Genomic DNA, 19,730 nt, shown 5'->3' on the forward strand with positions numbered 1-19,730 from the left:
GCAAGTGCTAATTCAAAGTGTCTCGTTGCCGGTTGTTTTCGTTGATGCATCTTTGGCGGCCATTCCGGCTATGACCGACATAAAGTCGCCAATGCCGGGGCGTTTAAGCGCCGTGAATGGCATCGGACGGCACAGATCCATGGCGGATATGCCGATTCGCGCCGTCATCAGGCCGTTGATGACGCCTTCGCCAAGCCGGGCTGACAGCTTGGCGGCCAGACCGTGACCGACCACCTGCTGGATCAGGCTGTCGCCCGCCGCAATGGCGCCGGTGACGGCGAGATGGGCGATGACATCGCGGAACAGTCGGATCATGCCAAGCGTACCCGGACGGCCGCCATAGAGTTCGGCCATGGCCCGGGTGAGACGGATAGCTTCATAGCCGACATAGGCAAGGTCGACTAAGGCACGGGGGCTGACTGCAGTCACCACCGAAACGCGGCGGGCGGCGTTGACGATCAATTGCCGGGCCTGGCGGTCGAGCGGCGACATCAATTCGCGCTCGGCAAATTCCAGGTAATGCGGCCCGTCAATGATCTCATCGTCAAGGGTGTTGAGGCTTTTGCGTCCATGTGCGGTCAGCGGGTTGGCGGCGACCAAAGCTGTGACCTGGGTACCAAGCGCGCGCGCCTCCTTGGCAGTTGCGGATTTGACCCTGGCCGTGATGGCTTCGCGCAGACTTGCGACCTTTGTCAGGCGACGAATGCCGATGAATTCCTTGATTGCCAGCGCCAGCAGCGCCACAACAGCAATCGCAGCCGCCATTGCCGCGGCCCAGCCAAGCCAGGGCAGGCGGTCAAACAGGCTGCGGATCAGCGTGTCGGTCCAGATTCCCAGTGCCAGGGCGGCAAGAAAGCCAAGGCTGCCGGTCAGCAGTTTCCCAGCCGTCAGCCTGCGTGGACGCGGCGATGCCGGTGGTGGCGTCAATCCATCGAGTTCGTCAGGCGGCGGTGGCAGGAACGGGTCGTCTTCAGCCATGGTCATCGCCACAGTCACGGGTATTGCCGCGGGTTTGCGCGGCTTGTCAGCCGTTCTGCGGGACCGCTCCGCCGCAGTCTTGGGGGCAGGGTCGTCGACAGTGAAGGCGCGCGGCTTGCGCACCGGATCAGACGCATCGTGATCGGTCATGCCAACCGGTCTCCCAAAAGATACTCCAGAGCCCGGTCGAGGCGGATATGCGGCAACGACAGCTTGATGCCGGATTCGCTTTCTTCGATCAGGGGCGGGCGAAAACGGACGATGTTGATCTCCGGCAGCAGGGGCTGAGAGAGTGAATCAACGGCTTCAAAGAATGAATCCGGATTCCTTGGCAAGTCACCGGGAAATATGGCTGTTTTACGGTTGCCATCGAACAGTTCGCCACCGATGCGTTCGCCGTCGAGCGGGGTGCCGACGATCACCGGCAGCTCTTCGCCATCCTGGCGCACGGTGGCCTCACGCGTTGCCCGCACCGCCGCCAGCGCCAGCACCTCGATGTGAGCGCCGTTCAACCCGATATTGGCTGAGGCGCGATCGACAATCCGGCGCGCAATTGCTTCCAGCCTGTCATGGCTTTCATGGTGCAAGTGATCGGCCTTGGTGGCGGCGATCAGCACCTTGTCGATCCGGCGGGAGACGAGGTTGGTCAGCAGATTGCCACTGCCGGGCCGGAAGCAGGACAGCACGTCCGACAGCGCCCGCTCTAGGTCCATGACCGCCTCGCGACCGGCGTTCATCGCCTGCATGGCGTCGATCAACACGATCTGGCGGTCGAGGCGGGCGACATGCTCACGAAAGAACGGTTTCACCACGACCGATTTGTAGCTTTCAAACCGGCGTTCCATCATCGCCATCAGCGAGCCTTTGGGCGCGGACGTGTCGGGCAGATTGGGCAACGGCGCGAAGGTCAGGGCAGGCGATCCGTCGAGATCTCCTGGCATCAGGAACCGTCCCGGAGGCAGGGTGGACAGCGCCCGCTCTTCCTTCTTGCAGGCTCTCAGATAATCGGTGAAAAACCGCGCCAGTTCGCGCGCGTCGCTTTCATCTGCCGGTTTGAGTGGGTCGATTGACTGGGCTTTCTCCAGCCAAGGTGCGGCAAGGGCTGCGCGAACCGGCGAGCGGGCGAGCGAGGTGGCGTTGAGCGAAAACTCCGCAAAATTCTGTCCGAGCAAGGGCAGATCCAGCAGCCATTCGCCCGGGTAGTCGACAATGTCGAGACAAAGCCTGCCGCCGGAGAAAAACCTGTTCCAGCCGCTGGCCGACTCATACTCGATAATCAGGCGCAGCTCGGAAATTGCACGGGTTGAGTCAGGCCAGAGGCGATCACTGATCATCCGTGCTACGTGGTCTTCATATTGAAACCGCGGCACCGCGTCGTCAGGTTGAGGCTCCAGAAACGACCGGGCAAGCCGGCCTGAATGGGCGGCCTGAAACATCGGCAGACGTCCGCCATGCAAGAGGTTGTGAACCAGTGCGGTGATGAACACCGTCTTGCCTGCGCGTGACAGACCGGTCACGCCAAGCCGCAGTGTCGGCTGGATCAGATTGGCGGCGCGATCAGCCAGGGTGTCGAAAGCGATCAGCGCCTCGTCGGTCAGGTTGGTGATGGAAGATGACAAATTGAGCCCACTCCGAATTGCTCATGCAGATATAGGTGAGAGGCGGGGGGATTGAAAGCTAGCGCGGTTCGACGGTGAAGCAGTCAGGCGTCGACGGGAGATAACAGCGCGACAAATCTGGCATTGCCATTGATGGCACCATCGCCCTTCATGGGACAATCCACGATCAGCAATCCAGCGGTGGGAAAGCCCATGCCAAGGGCTTCCTCGTAGGCTGTCGCATCATGCTCAAACAACGCATGCGCGGTTTCCTCAATCATCGGATTGTGCCCGATAATCATGATTGACTGGACAGTTTCGTCACGCACCGATCCGATCACGTCGAGATAGGCTTTGTAACCGGCCGCATAGAGGGCGTCGCTTTGCTCGACGCGCGATTTGCCGCTGCCATCGGCAAACAGAATGGCGAGTGTCTCGACGCAACGGCGGGCGTTCGAGCAGAAGATCAAGTCCGGTTCAAATCCGTTGACGGTCAGGGTTGCTGCAAGCCTTGTGGCCTCTTCACGGCCGCGGTCATCCAGTGGCCGGTCGAAATCACGGACGCCCGGCATGGCCCACACTGCGTGGGCATGACGGACAAGAAATACGCGCAGGGCGGTTGGTTGCGTCGGGCTCATTGGTTGAGTTTAAGCATTTGCGCGGCAGCTACAATTCGCCGAAAGCCCAAAGTGCAGTGCAGCATTAAGTCAGGCATGTGCATGGAAAGCCTTTCGGGAGTGTTGCAAGGCAACAACATGGGCACGCTGAACCCCGATTGCCATCTGTACCAAACCAAATAACGCGCCTTTTTCAATTCGATGCACAGATTTTGACAGTTCGATGAAATTGCGGTGATGGGGAAATTTACAGCTTGTACGGATGCAAGCGTCTGGTTATACACCCCCCGAATGGCTTAGCCGGGAGAATCGTCATGAGTGAAGACATCGATTTTTCCTCTTATGTGCCCTCGGATGACGAGGATTTCATGAACACCCAGCAGCGGACCTATTTCAGGGCCAAGTTGACTATGTGGCGCAATGATATTCTCAAAGAGGCTCGCGAGACGCTTGACCATCTCGCAGAGGAAAGTTCCAACCATCCGGACGTAGCCGATCGCGCTTCGTCTGAAACGGATCGTGCAATCGAATTGCGCGCTCGCGACCGGCAACGCAAGTTGATCGGCAAGATTGATGCTGCGTTGACGCGCCTCGATGAGGGAACTTACGGGTATTGCGAGGAAACCGGCGAGCCGATCAGCCTGAAACGGCTGGACGCCCGCCCAATCGCAACCTTGTCCATCGAAGCCCAGGAACGCCATGAGCGCCGCGAAAAAGTCTATCGCGACGAATAGGCTTGTCTGCAAGGTGTTGATCCCGACAATGCATGTCGGGTTCAGATGAAAACATGTGAACGCTAACGCAGATCCATCAGTTTTAAGAAGTTACAGCGCCGCGTATCCAATGGATGCGCGGCGCTTTAGGTTTGGATCAGGGCTTGCGTGACAGATCGCCGAGCAGGCGTTCCATTTCCGCTTCCAGAGAATCCCGTGATGGATGCGGGTCCGGTTTGACTTCAGGAGTCTTTTCGTCATTGGATTGGTCCGAACCGTGGGGCTGGTCCAGTCGCGGCGGATCAAGATAGCTGTCGTCCTCCAGATCGAGCGAAAGATCGCCTGACAGTTCGTCGGCCAGCACGGACTCGAAATCAGGCTGAGCCGACGTCGCCGGCGCCTGTGCCGTTTCGGCCGTCCGTGCAGGCGCTGGAACCGATGGCTTCGGTACTTCTTGCGGTGTTGATTTGTTGTCCGGAATGGCGGTCAATTCGTCAAAAGCATCCTCATCGAAACTTGGCTCTTCGAATACCCTGGCCCTGGCGCTTTCGAGAGCGTCGGCGGCTTCCGAACGGATGGAGCCCGCCGAGCTTGCGGCGACAGCGGCGGTGGCTGCGGGCGCAACCAGCGGATCTTTGCTGGGTGTCCGGGCCGCTTGAGGCTGTGGCACTGGTTCGGTCCATTGCGTCTCAGGGAGCGCTGCCGCAACCGGTCTTGGCGACGGTGCGGGGTGCGGTTTTGGCTCAGGCTGGCGAGAAGGCGCCGGCTGAGGCGTTGCTGCAGGCCGTAGAGATGGTTCCGGCTGAAGAGTTTGCGCGGGCTTGGGAGAGGGCGCGAGGCCGGGCTGCCGGTGTTGTGGCGGCGGCGCGCTGGCCTGGTCGTCATGACGGCTGATGCGGCTTTCGATGACAATGTCCGTCGGGCCGCCGATCATCACAAGATGCTCGACATCGTCGCGCCGGATCAGCACCAGCCGCCGACGGGTGTCGACGGCAGCCGCATCCAGCACAGCCAAGCGCGGCTGGCGATTTTTGCCGCCGCGGATGAAGGTCGATGCAGCGCGGGCACGGATCAGCCAGAAGACTCCGACAAGTGCCAGAAGGGCCACTGCGACGATGATAACCGCCATCAAAAGCGTTGATCCCTGACCGCCAAGAATATTGTCCGGCATCCGTTGTTCTCCTGTTCGTGCCCGCTGATTGCCGTCTGGCGCGAAGTTATTTCTTTTCAATTGCCCCCGGGCTGTTTGCATTTGACGTTTTTTCAGACGATACCACAAGCCGGGGGCAGGGGTTTTCCCAAGCTGTATGGTGTCTCGTTGTGCTGGCAATTGCGCGCGGAGCGAAGATAATGCAGTTTTTGCGGGGGTAACCTTACACCCCGGTTGTCGTGGCGGGTCTTATGGCTTTCCATGGGGAACGGAATATGATTCATACCGGGCGGATGCGTGGCGGGACGAAAGAGTGATTGATGACTGAAACGACCCCAGCGACCGGTGCGCCGGCAGCGCTTGTTGACCGAAGCGCAAAACCACGCTCGGTGTCGAGGCTGGTTTTCCTCGCGCTGGTGATGATCGGCGCATCGATCGTGTTCTTTTTGTTCAAGGACAGGCTCAACAATGATTTGATGCTCGGCATTCTCGGTGTGCTGGCGGTGGTTGGGATATTCTTCCTGGTCTCGACCGTGATCGGTTTTGTCGCGGTGATGCCGAAGGCAACGGCTGATCCGCTTGCCCGCGCCTTCATAGACACCCATCCCGAAGGCACTTTGGTGACCGACGACAAGGACAGGGTGGTTTACGCCAACCATGCCTATGGTGTGCTCACCGGTTCCACCAGTGCTGCTGATGTGCAATCCATTGAAGCCATTCTTTCGCGTCACCGCGAATCCGCCGAAGCGGTTTACCGTCTGACCAACGCCATGCGTGACGGGCGTGACGGGCAGGAAGAATTCCGCATGACGCAGCCGCTGGGCGCGGCTCAGGAAACTGCGGGCGCCGGGCACTGGTATCGCTTGCGTGGCCGTCCGATCGTTTCCGCCAATGACGATGCCAAGCTGATGGCGTGGCAATTGTCCGACATCAGCCACGAACGCATCGAGCAGGAACTGGTGTTCAAGGAACTGCAAAACGCCATCAACTATCTCGACCATGCGCCGGTGGGATTCTTCTCGGCCGGACAAGAGGGCGAAATCGTCTATCTCAACGCCACGCTGGCCGATTGGCTTGGCATGGACCTGACCGCCTTCTCACCGGGCAAGGTGAAGCTGCGCGACCTGGTGGCCGGCTCGGGCATGGCACTGGTTGAATCGGTGCAGGCTGAACCGGGGCTTAATCGCACGGCACAGCTTGATCTTGATCTGCTCAAGTCCAATGGCCAGAGCCTGCCGGTGCGTCTGGTGCACCGGGTCACCGCCACGCGAGATGGTTCACCCGGTGAAAGCCGGACAATCGTGATCAGCCGCGAGGATGGCGGGTCGGAAATGCAGGATGCGGCGAACGCGGAAATGCGTTTCACCCGGTTTTTCAACAATACGCCGATGGCGATTGCCTCGGTGGACGGACACGGCAAGATCCTGCGCACAAACGGTCCGTTTCTGCAGATGTTCAACGGTCTGGTGACGCGCGACGACATGGAGCGTGGAACGCTGTTTGAAACGGTGTTGCGCGAGGATGATCGCAAGGCATTCCAGGACGCAATCAGCCAGGCCGCCGACAAGCAAGGTGTCATCGTGCCCATCGACAGCCGCCGGGCTGACAACGAGGAGCGGCATTTCCGCTTTTACGTCAATGCGGTGATCGAGCATTCCGAAGAAGCGCCTGAAGAGACGGCCATCATCTACGCGGTGGAAACCACCGAGCAAAAGGCGCTTGAGGCGCAGATGGCGCAGACCCAGAAGATGAATGCTGTCGGCACGCTTGCCGGCGGCATCGCGCATGATTTCAACAATGTGCTGACCGCAATTCTTCTGTCTGCTGATCACCTTCTGATGTCGCTGAGACCTGCGGATGCAAGCTTTGCTGATCTTATCGAGATCAAGCGCAATGCCAATCGTGCCGCCGTGCTGGTGCGGCAGTTGCTGGCGTTCTCGCGCAAACAGACCATGCGCCCGACCGTGCTGTCGATGACCGATGTGATTGGCGATCTGAGGATGCTGATCGATCGCCTGACCGGCAGCAACGTCAAGCTCCTGCTCGAATTCGGCCGTGATCTGTGGCCGGTAAAGACCGATCTTGGGCAGTTCGAACAGGTGCTGATCAACCTCGCGGTCAATGCACGCGACGCCATGCCGGAGGGCGGCACGATCACTGTGCGGACCCGCAATGTCGAGACCGAGGAAGCCGAAAGGCTGAATTATCGCGGCATGGTGGCGGGCGACTATGTGCTCATCGAAATCGAGGATGAGGGCACCGGCATCACGCCCGAAGTGCTGGAGCAAATTTTCGAACCATTCTTCACCACCAAGGATGTCGGCAAGGGCACAGGTCTGGGACTGTCGATGGTTTATGGCATCGTCAAACAGTCGGGCGGCTACATTTACCCCGAATCGGAGGTCGGCAAGGGCACGACGTTCCGTGTTTTCCTGCCGCGTCATGTCGAGGACGAGGCCGAAAAGGCCGCGGCAGCGGAAGCGGCTGCGCTGGTCGAAGCCGGTGTCGATGCGAAGCTGGCCAAGGCTGCCACTGAAGGACCTGAAGACCTGACTGGCGGTTCGGCTGTGGTGTTGCTGGTTGAAGACGAGGAAGCGGTGCGGCGCGGCGGCAAACGCATGCTGGAGGCGCGTGGATACGAGGTGCATGAGGCCGGAACTGGCGTGGAAGCGCTTAAAGTGCTGGCCGAACTTGAGGGCAAGGTCGATATCGTGGTCTCCGATGTGGTGATGCCGGAAATGGACGGGCCGACGCTGCTGGTCGAACTGCGCAAGGACTATCCCGACATGAAGTTCATCTTCGTGTCGGGCTATGCGGAGGATGCGTTCGCCCGCAATCTGCCGGCTGACGCCAAGTTCGGCTTTTTGGCAAAACCGTTCTCGCTCAAACAACTGGCGACCTCGGTGCGAGAGATGCTCGACGAGTAGCCGGCTCAAATCATCCGGGAATTCTGGCAAAGTACTCGGGGGACTGGGTCGCGACCGGGAGTGCTGCTGTCAGCCTTCATATCTGCCCTGGCAGGGAGGGGTGACGAAATATTCATCATCCTGCCGCAATTTCCGCTAAAGTCCGCAATTCAAGTTTTGCCAAGAGGGGCCATTATGAAATCCAAACTTCTGATCGCGGCGTTGGCCGCAGTCTTCGTATCCGGCTGCACCACCGATCCGTATACCGGCCAGTCCAAGGTCTCCAACCTCGCTGGCGGGGCCGCGCTTGGCGCTCTCGGCGGCGCAGCACTCGGTACGCTAGCCGGTGGTGACGACCGCAAGAATGCGCTGATCGGTGCCGGCGTTGGTGCGCTCGCCGGTGGCGCGATCGGCGGTTACATGGACCAGCAGGAAAACCAATTGCGGGCGCAGTTGCAGGGCACTGGAGTTTCGGTGACGCGTATGGGCGACAAGATCATTCTCAACATGCCGTCCAACATCACCTTCGACAGCGACCAGTCGGCGGTGAAGCCGCAGTTCTATGAGACACTGAATTCAGTGGCGTTGGTGCTGAAGAAATTCAACCGCTCGCTGGTTGATGTTGCCGGCCATACCGATTCGACCGGGTCTGACAGCCACAATCTGACGCTCTCGCAGCAGCGGGCGCAGTCGGTTTCGAGCTACCTGATCTCGCAGGGCAATGATCCGCGCCGCTTCTACACCCAGGGATTTGGCGAGAGCCAGCCGATTGCCGACAATGGTTCGGACGCGGGACGCGCAGCCAACCGCCGCGTGGAAATCCAGATTTCGCCGCTGAGCTGATCAGTGACGACATAATCGTCTGAGAAACTATCAGGCCCGGTCGCTGACGCTGCCGGGCCTTTTCGTGTCCGGTTGGGGGAGGTTGAGGTCGGAGGGCGTGATGGTTGCGGGTTCAACCAAGGCCCTCACATGACGTCATTCGGGACACGATCCGGGAACCAGCCAGCCCAAGTCCTTGGGCTGAAAAAGAGTCTTTAGATCCGGCAGACGCCGGCTCTGCCGGATCCCGGCGCAAGGCCGGGAAGACAGAATTGTGGGGCGACTGCGGCCAGCCAGCCGACAGAAGCGGAATCCTATTCGCCGTCGAGCCCTGCGGCTGCGCGCAGCGCGGCATTGATGCGATCCTGCCAGCCAGGGCCGTCTTCCTGGAAATGCTCCAGAACGGCGCGGTCGAGTCGCAGCGACACCAGTTCCTTGCCCTCGGGCACGGTTCTGGGCTTGGGCGCGGCTTCGACCGGCTTGCTGGTGGCGGACTTGAAGGCTGCTTCGGCGCGGTCGAAAGCGCTGCCGGTACGTCGTGTTGGCTTCATCGGAAATATCCTTTGTGAATTGACCGCAGCAGACCGCTGACGATCATTTTGGTCCAGCGGTCAGTGCCATGGCGATGCGGGCGGCGAGGCGGGCGTTGTTGAGCACCAGAGCGATGTTGGTCTTGAGGCTGGCACCGCCGGTCAGCGTCAGGATCTCGCCGAGCAGGAACGGAGTCACCGCCTTGCCCTCGATGCCTTGCGCCTTGGCTGCTGCCAGGGCGGCATCGATATGCTGGTTGATCTCGCCAGCGGGGATTTCATCGGTTTCAGGCACCGGATTGGCGATCAGCATGCCGCCATGGCTGCCGAGCGACTGACGGGTGGCCTCAAACCGGGCAATCGACGCCGCATCATCCAGCCGCAACGGGGCGGTGAGGCCGGATTTGCGCGACCAGAAGGCAGGCATCTCGTCCTGACCGAAGGCTACCACCGGCACGCCGCGGGTTTCGAGCGCTTCAAGCGTTTTGGGGATGTCGAGAATCGCCTTGGCGCCGGCCGAGACGACGATCACAGGGGTGCGGGCAAGCTCCTCGAGATCGGCGGAGATATCGAAACTGAGTTCCGCACCACGGTGCACACCGCCGATGCCGCCGGTGGCAAATACCTGGATGCCGGCCAGATGTGCTGCCATCATGGTGGCTGCCACCGTGGTGGCGCCGGTGCGGCCTTCGGCAATCGCAAAGGCGAAATCGGCGCGCGAAAGTTTCATCACGTCTTTCGCCTGCGCCAGCTTGGTGATTGCCGCCTCGTCTAGCCCAGCATGCAGGCGGCCATCGATGACGGCGATGGTGGCTGGCACTGCGCCTTCGGCCCGAATCACCGCCTCGACCTCAAGCGCCATGTCGCGATTGCCCGGCCAGGGCATGCCATGGGTAATGATGGTCGATTCGAGCGCCACAACGGGGCGGCCCTGCGCCAGCGCGTCGGCAACTTCCCTCGTGGTTTCGATCTTGATGGGCCCGGTCATGTTTGATGCTCCTGAACTGGGATTTGGCTCTCGTCCGGCTTTGGCATGCGGGCAAGCGCCTGCGCAAGCAATGCCGGAGACAAATCCGGCCGCACCGGACCGAGAACGCCGGCAGTCAGCCGCGCCAGTGCGATGCCGCGCGTCAGATTGGCCTCGAGTGAGCCGCCCGAAAGCAGGCCATCGAGATAGCCCGAGGCCAGCGCGTCGCCTGCGCCTATGACATCGATCAACCGGTCGAGCACAGGCGGCAAGCTTGTAATGGCCTGGCCAGCGGCAAAGGCTGTCACCGGCCCGGCGCCGTCGCTGACAAGCCCGCCTGAAAGCCCGGTGCGTGCCAGAAGCGCCGGCCACTCACTCTGGGTGCTGGCCTGCAGGCCGGAGAGGGCGGCAGCTTCAGCGGCGTTCATGGCCAGCACCGTGATTTTCGATAGGCTGGAGCGCCAGCGCACCACCTTGGCAGGCGACACGGCAATAACGGCCAGCGGCAGGCCGAGTACGGCGGCTGCGTCGGCCAGCGCCGACAGCGCGCTTTCTGGCAGGTTGGAATCAACCAGCAGCAGTTCTGCTGAAGCCAGCCGCTTGCGCAGCCGCGAGGTCAAAAGCCGGCGCGCAGGCACAAGATCATACAGCGCCATGTCGGCCAGCGCGGTGACCAGATTGCCATCAGGCTCGAGAATGGCCGAATAGCTCGGTGTGGTGCGATCGAGAAAGGTCAGAGGGCAATCCTCGATGCCGGCGTCTTCGGCAGCACGGGCCACCAGATCAGCCGCCGCATCACCACCGCGCGGGGCGACGAGGGTGACCTGATGGCCGAGGCGGGCGAGATTGCGCGCGGCGTTGAAGGCGCCGCCGCCGGCTTCGGTTTCCCAGCAGCCCGGATTGGAGACGCCGGCGCGATGCGAGGCCGCGAGCCAGCCCTTGCGGTCGATGTGGGCGCCGCCGATGGCGAGGATGCGGGCCATGGCTATATCCCCTTAGCAATCGCGCCGGGCCGAATCGGAGCGGCGGGCCTGAGGCGCCAGACCGGCGTCTTCGTCCACAGGCGAGATTTCATTTTGATGACGAAACAAAAAAAGAACATCAATAGGTTTCTCTTTGTTTTACAACGCGTTGAGTGGGGGTTGCGTGAGTGGAACAAATAGAGTACAAAATCAATCACGGTGTACTTATTGCTTGCGATGGCACGATAACCTAAAGGTGGACGAAATGGCACAGAACTCTTTGCGACTGGTAGAGGAAAAATCCGTGGACAAAAGCAAGGCGCTCGACGCCGCACTTGCCCAGATCGAACGGTCGTTCGGCAAGGGTTCCATCATGAAGCTTGGCGCCAATGAGGGCGTGGTCGAGATCGAAACGGTTCCCACCGGTTCGCTGGGTCTCGACATCGCGCTCGGCATCGGCGGCTTGCCGCGTGGCCGGGTGATCGAGATTTTCGGGCCGGAAAGCTCGGGCAAAACCACACTGGCACTGCAGACCATCGCCGAAGCCCAGAAGAAGGGCGGCATTTGCGGCTTTATCGATGCCGAGCACGCGCTCGACCCGGTCTATGCCCGCAAGCTTGGCGTCGACCTTGAGAGCCTGCTGATTTCGCAGCCTGACAATGGCGAGCAGGCGCTTGAAATCACCGACACGCTGGTCCGCTCCGGCGCCATCGACGTGCTGGTCATCGATTCGGTGGCGGCGCTGACGCCGCGCGCCGAAATTGAGGGCGAGATGGGCGACAGCCTTCCCGGCCTGCAGGCACGTCTGATGAGCCAGGCACTGCGCAAGCTCACCGCTTCGATCTCGCGGTCGAACTGCATGGTGATCTTCATCAACCAGATCCGCATGAAAATCGGCGTGATGTTCGGTTCGCCCGAAACCACGACCGGCGGCAATGCTCTGAAATTCTATGCCTCAGTGCGGCTTGATATCCGCCGCATCGGCTCGGTCAAGGACCGCGACGAGGTCGTTGGCAACCAAACACGGGTCAAGGTGGTCAAGAACAAGATGGCGCCGCCGTTCAAGCAGGTTGAATTCGACATCATGTATGGCGAAGGCGTCTCCAAGGTCGGCGAACTGGTCGATCTGGGCGTCAAGGCCGGGATTGTCGAGAAATCCGGCGCCTGGTTCTCCTACAACAGCCAGCGGCTGGGGCAGGGGCGTGAGAATTCGAAACAGTTCCTGCGTGACAATCCGGCGGTGGCCGACGAGATCGAGCTGTTGCTGCGCCAGAACGCCGGACTGATTGCCGAAAAGTTTCTCGAAGCGGACAAGGGCAAGGATGACGACGACAGCGCCGAGTCCGCTGAAATGTAGCATCAAACCAGGCGCGAGCCTGTTGGCCTGAAAGCCGGTCGTCAGCCCTTGCCGGGGCTGGCGGCCGGTTTTGTTTTGACTGCGGCCGCTGCCGTCTGGACAGGCAACCGGGTGAGCGATAAAAGCGGCGGTCTGCCGGTCGCGCGGCGGATGTGACATATGTGCCCATAAACTCGATCTCGGGCACTGCTTGCTTTTCTGACAAAGGGTTGATCATGAGTGGCGTAAACGAAATTCGGTCGTCTTTTCTCGACTATTTCAAGAAAAACGATCACGAGGTCGTGGCCTCCAGTTCGCTGGTGCCGCGCAATGATCCGACACTGATGTTTACCAATGCGGGCATGGTGCAATTCAAGAATGCCTTTACCGGTCTTGAGCACCGGCCCTATTCGACCGCGACGACATCGCAGAAATGCGTGCGCGCCGGCGGTAAGCACAATGACCTCGACAATGTCGGTTACACGGCGCGCCACCACACATTTTTCGAGATGCTGGGCAATTTCTCCTTTGGCGATTATTTCAAGGATCGCGCCATCGAACTGGCCTGGAATCTGCTGACCAAGGAATTCGGCATCGACAAGGAACGGTTGCTGGTCACCGTCTACCACACCGATGACGAGGCATTCGACCTGTGGCGCAAGATCGCCGGCATCCCCGAGAGCCGGATCATCCGGATCCCGACCAATGACAATTTCTGGGCCATGGGCGACACCGGACCTTGCGGACCCTGTTCGGAAATCTTTTATGATCATGGCGATCATATTTGGGGTGGACCTCCAGGCTCGCCGGATGAGGACGGCGATCGCTTCATCGAGATCTGGAACCTTGTGTTCATGCAGTTCGAGCAGATTTCCACCGATCAACGGGTTGATCTGCCGCGCCCGTCGATCGACACCGGCATGGGGCTCGAGCGCATTGCCGCACTGCTGCAGGGCCAGCACGACAATTACGACATCGACCTGTTCCGGCGGCTGATCACCGCTTCGGAGGATTTGACCGGCGTTCCTGCTGAAGGCAAGAACCGTGTCAGCCACCGGGTGATTGCCGACCATCTGCGGTCCTCGGCCTTCCTGATTGCCGACGGGGTGCTGCCGGCCAAGGATGGCCGCGGCTATGTGCTGCGCCGGATCATGCGGCGCGCCATGCGTCATGCGCAGCTGCTGGGCGCACAAGACCCGTTGATGTACCGGCTGCTGCCGACACTTGTTGCCGAGATGGGCAGGGCCTATCCGGAACTGCAGCGGGCTGAAGCTTTGATTTCGGAAACGATGAAGCTGGAGGAAACCCGCTTCCGCAAGACGCTGGAGCGGGGGTTGGGCCTGCTTGACGAGGCCAGCGAGGGCCTTGGCGAAGGCGACCGGCTGGATGGCGACACCGCTTTCAAGCTTTATGACACCTATGGCTTCCCGCTCGATCTGACCCAGGACGCGCTGCGCCCGCGCGGCGTCGATGTTGACACCGACGCGTTCAAGGTTGCGATGGACCGGCAGAAGGCCGAGGCCCGCAAACATTGGTCGGGTTCGGGCGACGCCGCCACCGAAACCATCTGGTTTGAGATCAAGGACAAGGTCGGCACCACCGATTTCCTCGGCTATGACACTGAAGTGGCCGAGGGCGTGATCCTGGCGCTGGTGCGCGATGGCGCCGAGGTGGAGACGGCCGACGCCGGAGACAGGGTTGATGTGGTGGTCAACCAGACTCCGTTTTATGGCGAATCCGGCGGCCAGATGGGCGACCAGGGCACCATATCGGGTGAGGGCTACACGCTTGAAATCAGCGACACCCAAAAACGCGGCGAGGGCGTCTGGGTGCACCGGGCCAAGGTGACCAAGGGCAAGGTGGTGCGTGGCGCCGTGGCGCAGTTGGTGGTCGATCATGCAAGACGCACAAAAATCCGCGCCAACCACTCCGCCACGCATTTGCTGCATGAAGCGCTGCGCGAAGTGCTCGGCACCCATGTGGCGCAAAAAGGTTCGCTGGTTGCGCCGGAGCGGTTGCGCTTCGACGTCTCGCATAACAAGCCGATGACGGCTGAGGAACTTGCGGTTGTCGAGACCATCGCCAACGAGATCATCCTGCAAAACAGCCCGGTGAAAACCCGGCTGATGGCGGTGGACGACGCCATTGCCGAAGGCGCCATGGCGTTGTTCGGTGAAAAATATGGCGACGAAGTGCGGGTGGTGTCGATGGGCACGGCGACGCATGGCGACAAGGCCAACCGGCCCTATTCGGTCGAGTTGTGTGGCGGCACCCATGTGGCTGCGACCGGCGATATCGGCCTGGTGCGGGTGCTGTCCGACAGCGCGGTCAGCTCCGGCGTGCGCCGCATCGAGGCCCTGACCGGAGATGCCGCACGGCGGCATCTTGCCGATCAGGACGAAAAGCTCAGGCAGGTTGCGGCGCTGCTGAAGGTTCAGCCGGGCGACGTCGCCACGCGGGTCGAGGCGCTGATGGACGAGCGCAAGAAGCTTGAACGCGAATTGATGGAAACCCGCAAGAAGTTGGCGCTTGGCGGCAGCGGCGGGGATGGCGATGAGAGCCGAGATATTGGCGGTGTCAGATATCTGGGCAAGGTGGTCAACGGTGTTTTGCCGAAAGATCTCAAGGGACTGGTCGATGCGGCCAAAACTTCGCTTGGCTCTGGCGTTGCCGCATTCGTCGCCGTTGGCGAAGATGGCAAGGCCAGCGTCGTGGTCGGCGTCACAGAGGACCTGACCTCACGTCTGTCGGCAGTGGATCTGGTGCGCGCTGCGTCGGAAGCAATCGGCGGCAAGGGCGGCGGTGGACGACCCGACATGGCCCAGGCCGGTGGGCCAGATGGCGTCAATGCGGATGCTGCAATCGACGCGGTTGCAGCCGCCATTGGATGACCAAGGATGGCAAACCAAAAGTCTTTATTAAAGGGCCGTTGAGACGTTGAACATTGAGATGGCGCCCGGGACGTTCCCGGGCGTTTTGCGTTGATCGGCTTCGGCTTGAGTTTTTACCAGCTTCTGTCGCCGCTCTCGCGGCGGGTTGCGTCACATCAATCGTGCGCTGCTGCGGTGGGGAATAATCGTCGTCGTGTCTGCGACGCTGGAGGCGGAATCGTCCAACATGTCATCCTCGAAGACGGTGGACTTGTTCCTGCCGTCCTTCTTGGATGCATACAGCGCCTGATCCGCCTTGTTGTAGAGATCCTCTATCGTCATTGCGTTGTCCGCCATGCAAATCCCAAGCGATATCGTCACCCGGCCGCAATCCGTTCCACCGGCTTTGTTGAGGAAAGCTGTGATTTCGACAGCGCTCCGGGCCAGTTCGGCGATTTCATAGGCAGCGTTCTGGCTGGCTACTTCGACGATGATGCCGAATTCTTCGCCACCGGTACGGGCAGGAAAGGCGCTGGCCGGAAGGCTTTCGCGGATTTTTTCAGCGACAATTTTCAGGACACGATCACCAACTGCATGGCCAAACCTGTCATTGAACGATTTGAAGTGGTCAATGTCGGTGAGGATAAGCGCGGTTGTGGGCAGGTTTTGCGGATCACCGAAGACCTGTGTCATTCTGGTGTCAAATGCGCGACGGTTGGACAATCCTGTCAATGCGTCTGTATTGGCGATTTGCTTGTATTCGTTGAGTTCCCTGAGAATCCGGGTCACCACATAGGCTTCCGAATCTGGTCTGGCGAACCGATTTCCGCTCGGGTCCCTGCTCACCGAGTTGGATGTTCCAGCCTTGTAGCCAGATGATGATCCTGCCGGCTTAGGGCTTTTGGGCGATATGGTGCGGACATTTGAATTCGCCAGTGTATCAAAATCGATTTTGTCGACTACGACATGCCAATTGGCCGTTCTCGGAACGGTGAACCTGGCTGGCGATTTCTCGGTTCGTCCGCCAATGAACTGGAAGGTCTTGTTTTCCGAATAGCGCTGAAAATTGGCCTGGTCCATGAGACGGATGTTGTTGATGCAGGACAGCACGACTTCGACGACTGTTCCCGCCGTCTGTTTTCCCAAAGCATAACACTTGTAGCGTGGGGAGAAATCCAAAACAAAATCCCTTGCCAATCTCTGCCAACAGGGATGCCATTGTCCGGTTAAGGCTTGGTTGATTATCGGTACAATCGGCTGGAATAAGGTGAATTTTCAGTTTCTGTGAGCTTTTGGAAGAGCGCTGCAAGGTTTCATGACACATGCAATGAGCGTTGCGCATGCTGCCACCAGTTCCAGAGCCGTGGTGCGTGTTGGGGGAACAGGTCGCCGACGGCGCTGTCGAGAATGTATTCCATGCTCGCAGCCAGATAAGCATCGGCGAGTGAAGGTTGTGTACCGCAAAGCCAGGGTTTGCCTGCCAGATCATCCAGCACAGACAGAATTGAGCCGCCCTTGTCGATCATTCCCGGCTCCGGATTGTGGCCTTCCGATTTGGGAACATGGAGGCCCCAGACAAGAACCGGATAGACCTGCGTATCGACGATCGCCACGATCTGGTTCATGCGGGCGCGATCGGCCGGGTTTTCGGGTTGAAGCAGTGGGCCTTCGAACGCCTGGTCGATGTAGCGGGCGATGGCGAGGGTCTCGAACACGACCCGCTTGCCGTGGCGCAAAATTGGAATTTTGCCAAACGGATGGCCTGCGAGGCGCGCTTTTTCAGGGCCATCCGCCGCAAATACGTCCAGTGGTACAAAATCAAACGTCACGCCTTTGAGATTGAGCGCGATCCGGGCAATGCGGCTGTAGACGCTGTAGTCGGCGCCGATGAGGGAGACTTGAGCTGACGTCTGCGCGGGGGTCATGACCGCTCTTGCCGATTGGAGCGTGTCCGGCGCTGGGTCTTCTTGACGGCCTTGATGAGCCTGAAGCCGAGGAAAGCGGCCAGCGCCAGCATCGCCAGTGCCATCGACAGGTTGCCCATGATTCCGGCCAGTACTTCGATGTTGGAGCCGAAGGTGAAACCGAGAGCTATGTAGATTGACACCCACAGAACTTCCCCGGCCACTCCCCAAACAGTGAAAACCGGCCACGGAAGGCCGATGACACCACTGGCAATATTGACGGCGGGGCCGAGGGGGGTGAGTAGCCAGCGGCTGAAAAACACGCCGCTTGCGCCCCATTTGGTCATGAGCGGCTCGGCTGACCGGGCCTTTCGGGCCAGGCCACCCACGAAACCGGGGCGGTCTTCGGCCGTCTGTCCGGCGAAACGTCCGGTCAGAAAGCCCGCCTGATCGCCAAGGGTGGCACCGGCAAGTGCCCAGGCAAAGGCGGTGGCGAGATCGGCATCGTCATTGGCGGCAAGTGCTCCGATGGTCAGCAGCGCGAGCGAGGTTGGCAGCGGGATACCGAATTGACCGATGGCCAGCAGAAACGCAGCCGCGGGCACCCCGTATATGGCCAGATAGTCGAGTAACTGCCCGGTCATGGCTGCCGGGTCGCATCAGGAGCGTCGGCTTCGGGGATTCCGGGATTCGGAAGGTCGCTGTTTGCGACGCCGCGGGATGTACGGTCGGCCTTGATCGCGTCGATGATCGATGTCGCCAGTGTGTTCAGTGGCAGGTCTTCGTCGCGGGCGATCCTGATCAGCGGCCGCCGGTCCGGACCGGTGTCGGGCAGGCCGACGGCGTCATGGACGAGTTTGGGATCAACCCGGTAGGAGCGGGCGACATAGCGGATGGTCATCCAGCCTTCGATCGGCTCATCGGCGTGGTTTTGCCAGTAGACAAAGAAAACGCCGGCGCGAATGATGAAAAACAGCGCCAGCGTCAATGTCAGCAGGAACGAGATGGTCAGCCACCGGTTGTTGCGCCACAGCCGTTTAAGCGTGACAGCAGCCCCGGTGGCCATTTCTCAGGCCATGGCCTTCTGCAGGTTTTCGTCGATCTTGTCGAGGAAACCTGTTGTCGACAGCCAAGGCTGATCGGGACCGATCAGCAGTGCCAGATCCTTGGTCATGAAGCCCGACTCGACGGTCTGGATGCAGACCTGCTCGAGTGTGTCGGAGAACTTGGCAAGTTCGGCATTGTCGTCGAGTTTGGCGCGGTGAGCGAGGCCACGGGTCCAGGCGAAGATCGAGGCGATCGAGTTGGTCGAGGTTTCCTCACCCTTCTGATGCTGGCGATAATGCCGGGTAACGGTGCCGTGGGCCGCTTCGGCTTCCACGGTCTTGCCATCCGGGGTCATCAGCACCGAAGTCATCAGGCCGAGCGAGCCAAAGCCCTGAGCCACGATGTCGGACTGTACGTCGCCGTCATAGTTCTTGCAGGCCCAGACATAACCGCCGGACCATTTCAGCGCGGAAGCCACCATGTCGTCGATCAGGCGGTGTTCGTACCAGATCTTGGCTTCTGCATACTTGTCTTTGAATTCTGCCTCGAAGATTTCCTCGAACAGATCCTTGAAGCGTCCGTCATAGGTCTTGAGGATGGTGTTCTTGGTCGACAGGTAGCAAGGCACCTTGCGCAGCAGCGCATAATTCAGCGAGGCGCGGGCGAAATCGCGGATCGAATCATCGAGGTTGTACATTGCCATGGCAATGCCGGCTGACGGCGCGTCGAAGACGTCGTGCTCGATGGTTTCGCCATCATCGCCGACGAACTTGATCGACAGCTTGCCCTTGCCGGGAAACTTGAAATCGGTGGCGCGGTACTGGTCACCATAGGCGTGGCGGCCGACGATGATCGGCTTGGTCCAGCCGGGGACCAGACGCGGGACGTTCTTCATGATGATCGGCTCGCGGAAGATCACGCCGCCAAGAATGTTGCGGATGGTGCCGTTAGGCGAACGCCACATCTTTTTCAGGCCGAATTCCTCGACGCGGCCTTCATCCGGGGTGATGGTGGCGCATTTGATGCCGACGCCGTGCTTCTTGATGGCGTTGGCGGCATCGATAGTCACCTGATCGTCGGTCTCGTCGCGGTATTCCACCGAGAGGTCGTAATAATCGATCTTCAGATCGAGGTAGGGCAGGATCAGCTTTTCCTTGATGAACTGCCAGATGATGCGTGTCATCTCATCGCCGTCGAGATCGACGATCGGGTTTGCTACCTTGATCTTTGCCATGCTTTTTTGACCTTTAGAGGGGGTTGTCAGAGGGAGACCATATGTCGCCCGTTCAGTTGCCGCATCTCATAACAAAAGCCGCGCGCGCGCACAACA

The 19,730-nt window shown here is 60.2% G+C and carries 17 protein-coding genes; 5 read left to right on the forward strand and 12 right to left on the reverse strand.

The annotated features are described in order from the left end of the window. Window positions 1-12 precede the first annotated feature (12 nt). The 3 genes from IMCC20628_RS07695 to IMCC20628_RS07705 all read right to left on the reverse strand — a co-directional run bounded on the left by IMCC20628_RS07695 (window position 13) and on the right by IMCC20628_RS07705 (window position 3,214). Window positions 13-1,128: a TIGR01620 family protein gene (locus IMCC20628_RS07695; protein ID WP_047029744.1), complete on the reverse strand. Its 1,116-nt coding sequence runs from the start codon at window positions 1,126-1,128 to the stop codon at window positions 13-15. Continuing rightward, window positions 1,125-2,597: a YcjX family protein gene (locus IMCC20628_RS07700; RefSeq protein WP_047029745.1), complete on the reverse strand. Its 1,473-nt coding sequence runs from the start codon at window positions 2,595-2,597 to the stop codon at window positions 1,125-1,127. Before IMCC20628_RS07700 ends, IMCC20628_RS07695 begins: the two co-directional genes overlap by 4 nt. Window positions 2,598-2,680: 83 nt before the next feature. Further along, window positions 2,681-3,214 (reverse strand): histidine phosphatase family protein, encoded by a 534-nt coding sequence (locus IMCC20628_RS07705; protein ID WP_052766341.1) that lies wholly within the window; start codon window positions 3,212-3,214, stop codon window positions 2,681-2,683. Between the two features lie 293 nt (window positions 3,215-3,507). Here IMCC20628_RS07705 and dksA point away from each other — a divergent pair, with 293 nt between their 5' ends. Then, window positions 3,508-3,927: an RNA polymerase-binding protein DksA gene (dksA, locus tag IMCC20628_RS07710; protein ID WP_047029746.1), complete on the forward strand. Its 420-nt coding sequence runs from the start codon at window positions 3,508-3,510 to the stop codon at window positions 3,925-3,927. 136 nt (window positions 3,928-4,063) lie between these two features. On the opposite strand, the gene IMCC20628_RS07715 is transcribed toward dksA, so the two are convergent. Then, on the reverse strand, window positions 4,064-5,077 hold the full coding sequence (locus tag IMCC20628_RS07715) for a flagellar biosynthetic protein FliO (RefSeq protein ID WP_052766342.1): 1,014 nt from the start codon (window positions 5,075-5,077) through the stop codon (window positions 4,064-4,066). A 299-nt stretch (window positions 5,078-5,376) separates the two neighbouring features. On the opposite strand from IMCC20628_RS07715, the gene IMCC20628_RS07720 reads away from it, so the two are divergent. Both IMCC20628_RS07720 and IMCC20628_RS07725 read left to right on the forward strand, forming a co-directional pair. Next, window positions 5,377-7,983 (forward strand): ATP-binding protein, encoded by a 2,607-nt coding sequence (locus IMCC20628_RS07720; RefSeq protein ID WP_047029747.1) that lies wholly within the window; start codon window positions 5,377-5,379, stop codon window positions 7,981-7,983. Between the two features lie 174 nt (window positions 7,984-8,157). After that, window positions 8,158-8,805, forward strand: coding sequence for an OmpA family protein (locus tag IMCC20628_RS07725; RefSeq protein WP_047029748.1), 648 nt, complete (start codon window positions 8,158-8,160; stop codon window positions 8,803-8,805). A 293-nt stretch (window positions 8,806-9,098) separates the two neighbouring features. On the opposite strand, the gene IMCC20628_RS07730 is transcribed toward IMCC20628_RS07725, so the two are convergent. The 3 genes from IMCC20628_RS07730 to IMCC20628_RS07740 are packed head-to-tail and all read right to left on the reverse strand — an operon-like array spanning window position 9,099 to window position 11,264. Then, window positions 9,099-9,335, reverse strand: a complete 237-nt coding sequence (locus IMCC20628_RS07730; RefSeq protein ID WP_047029749.1) for a BrnA antitoxin family protein — start codon at window positions 9,333-9,335, stop codon at window positions 9,099-9,101. A 43-nt stretch (window positions 9,336-9,378) separates the two neighbouring features. After that, entirely contained in the window at window positions 9,379-10,302 is a 924-nt protein-coding gene (locus tag IMCC20628_RS07735) for a pseudouridine-5'-phosphate glycosidase (protein WP_047029750.1), read from the reverse strand. Beyond that, window positions 10,299-11,264 carry a PfkB family carbohydrate kinase gene (locus IMCC20628_RS07740; protein ID WP_047029751.1) on the reverse strand — a complete coding sequence of 322 codons (966 nt, stop codon included), beginning with the start codon at window positions 11,262-11,264 and terminating at the stop codon, window positions 10,299-10,301. Before IMCC20628_RS07740 ends, IMCC20628_RS07735 begins: the two co-directional genes overlap by 4 nt. A 244-nt stretch (window positions 11,265-11,508) precedes the next feature. On the opposite strand from IMCC20628_RS07740, the gene recA reads away from it, so the two are divergent. Continuing rightward, window positions 11,509-12,600 carry a recombinase RecA gene (gene recA / locus IMCC20628_RS07745; RefSeq protein ID WP_047029752.1) on the forward strand — a complete coding sequence of 364 codons (1,092 nt, stop codon included), beginning with the start codon at window positions 11,509-11,511 and terminating at the stop codon, window positions 12,598-12,600. Between the two features lie 215 nt (window positions 12,601-12,815). Beyond that, complete coding sequence (alaS, locus tag IMCC20628_RS07750) at window positions 12,816-15,470, forward strand: alanine--tRNA ligase (protein WP_047032361.1); 2,655 nt, start codon at window positions 12,816-12,818, stop codon at window positions 15,468-15,470. A gap of 150 nt (window positions 15,471-15,620) precedes the next feature. On the opposite strand, the gene IMCC20628_RS07755 is transcribed toward alaS, so the two are convergent. The 5 genes from IMCC20628_RS07755 to IMCC20628_RS07775 all read right to left on the reverse strand — a co-directional run bounded on the left by IMCC20628_RS07755 (window position 15,621) and on the right by IMCC20628_RS07775 (window position 19,634). Then, a complete protein-coding gene (locus tag IMCC20628_RS07755) occupies window positions 15,621-16,628 on the reverse strand; it encodes a DUF1883 domain-containing protein (RefSeq protein WP_156174436.1) in 1,008 nt (335 codons plus the stop codon). A gap of 134 nt (window positions 16,629-16,762) precedes the next feature. Next, a complete protein-coding gene (locus IMCC20628_RS07760) occupies window positions 16,763-17,374 on the reverse strand; it encodes a glutathione S-transferase family protein (RefSeq protein WP_047032363.1) in 612 nt (203 codons plus the stop codon). Beyond that, window positions 17,371-17,997 (reverse strand): DedA family protein, encoded by a 627-nt coding sequence (locus tag IMCC20628_RS07765; protein WP_052766344.1) that lies wholly within the window; start codon window positions 17,995-17,997, stop codon window positions 17,371-17,373. The genes IMCC20628_RS07760 and IMCC20628_RS07765 overlap by 4 nt, the downstream gene beginning before the upstream one ends. Beyond that, a complete protein-coding gene (locus tag IMCC20628_RS24200) occupies window positions 17,994-18,419 on the reverse strand; it encodes a hypothetical protein (protein WP_052766345.1) in 426 nt (141 codons plus the stop codon). The genes IMCC20628_RS07765 and IMCC20628_RS24200 overlap by 4 nt, the downstream gene beginning before the upstream one ends. 3 nt (window positions 18,420-18,422) lie before the next feature. Then, on the reverse strand, window positions 18,423-19,634 hold the full coding sequence (locus IMCC20628_RS07775; protein ID WP_047029753.1) for an NADP-dependent isocitrate dehydrogenase: 1,212 nt from the start codon (window positions 19,632-19,634) through the stop codon (window positions 18,423-18,425). Window positions 19,635-19,730 lie beyond the last annotated feature (96 nt).

It is taken from the genome of Hoeflea sp. IMCC20628, assembly GCF_001011155.1.
GTDB lineage: Bacteria > Pseudomonadota > Alphaproteobacteria > Rhizobiales > Rhizobiaceae > Hoeflea.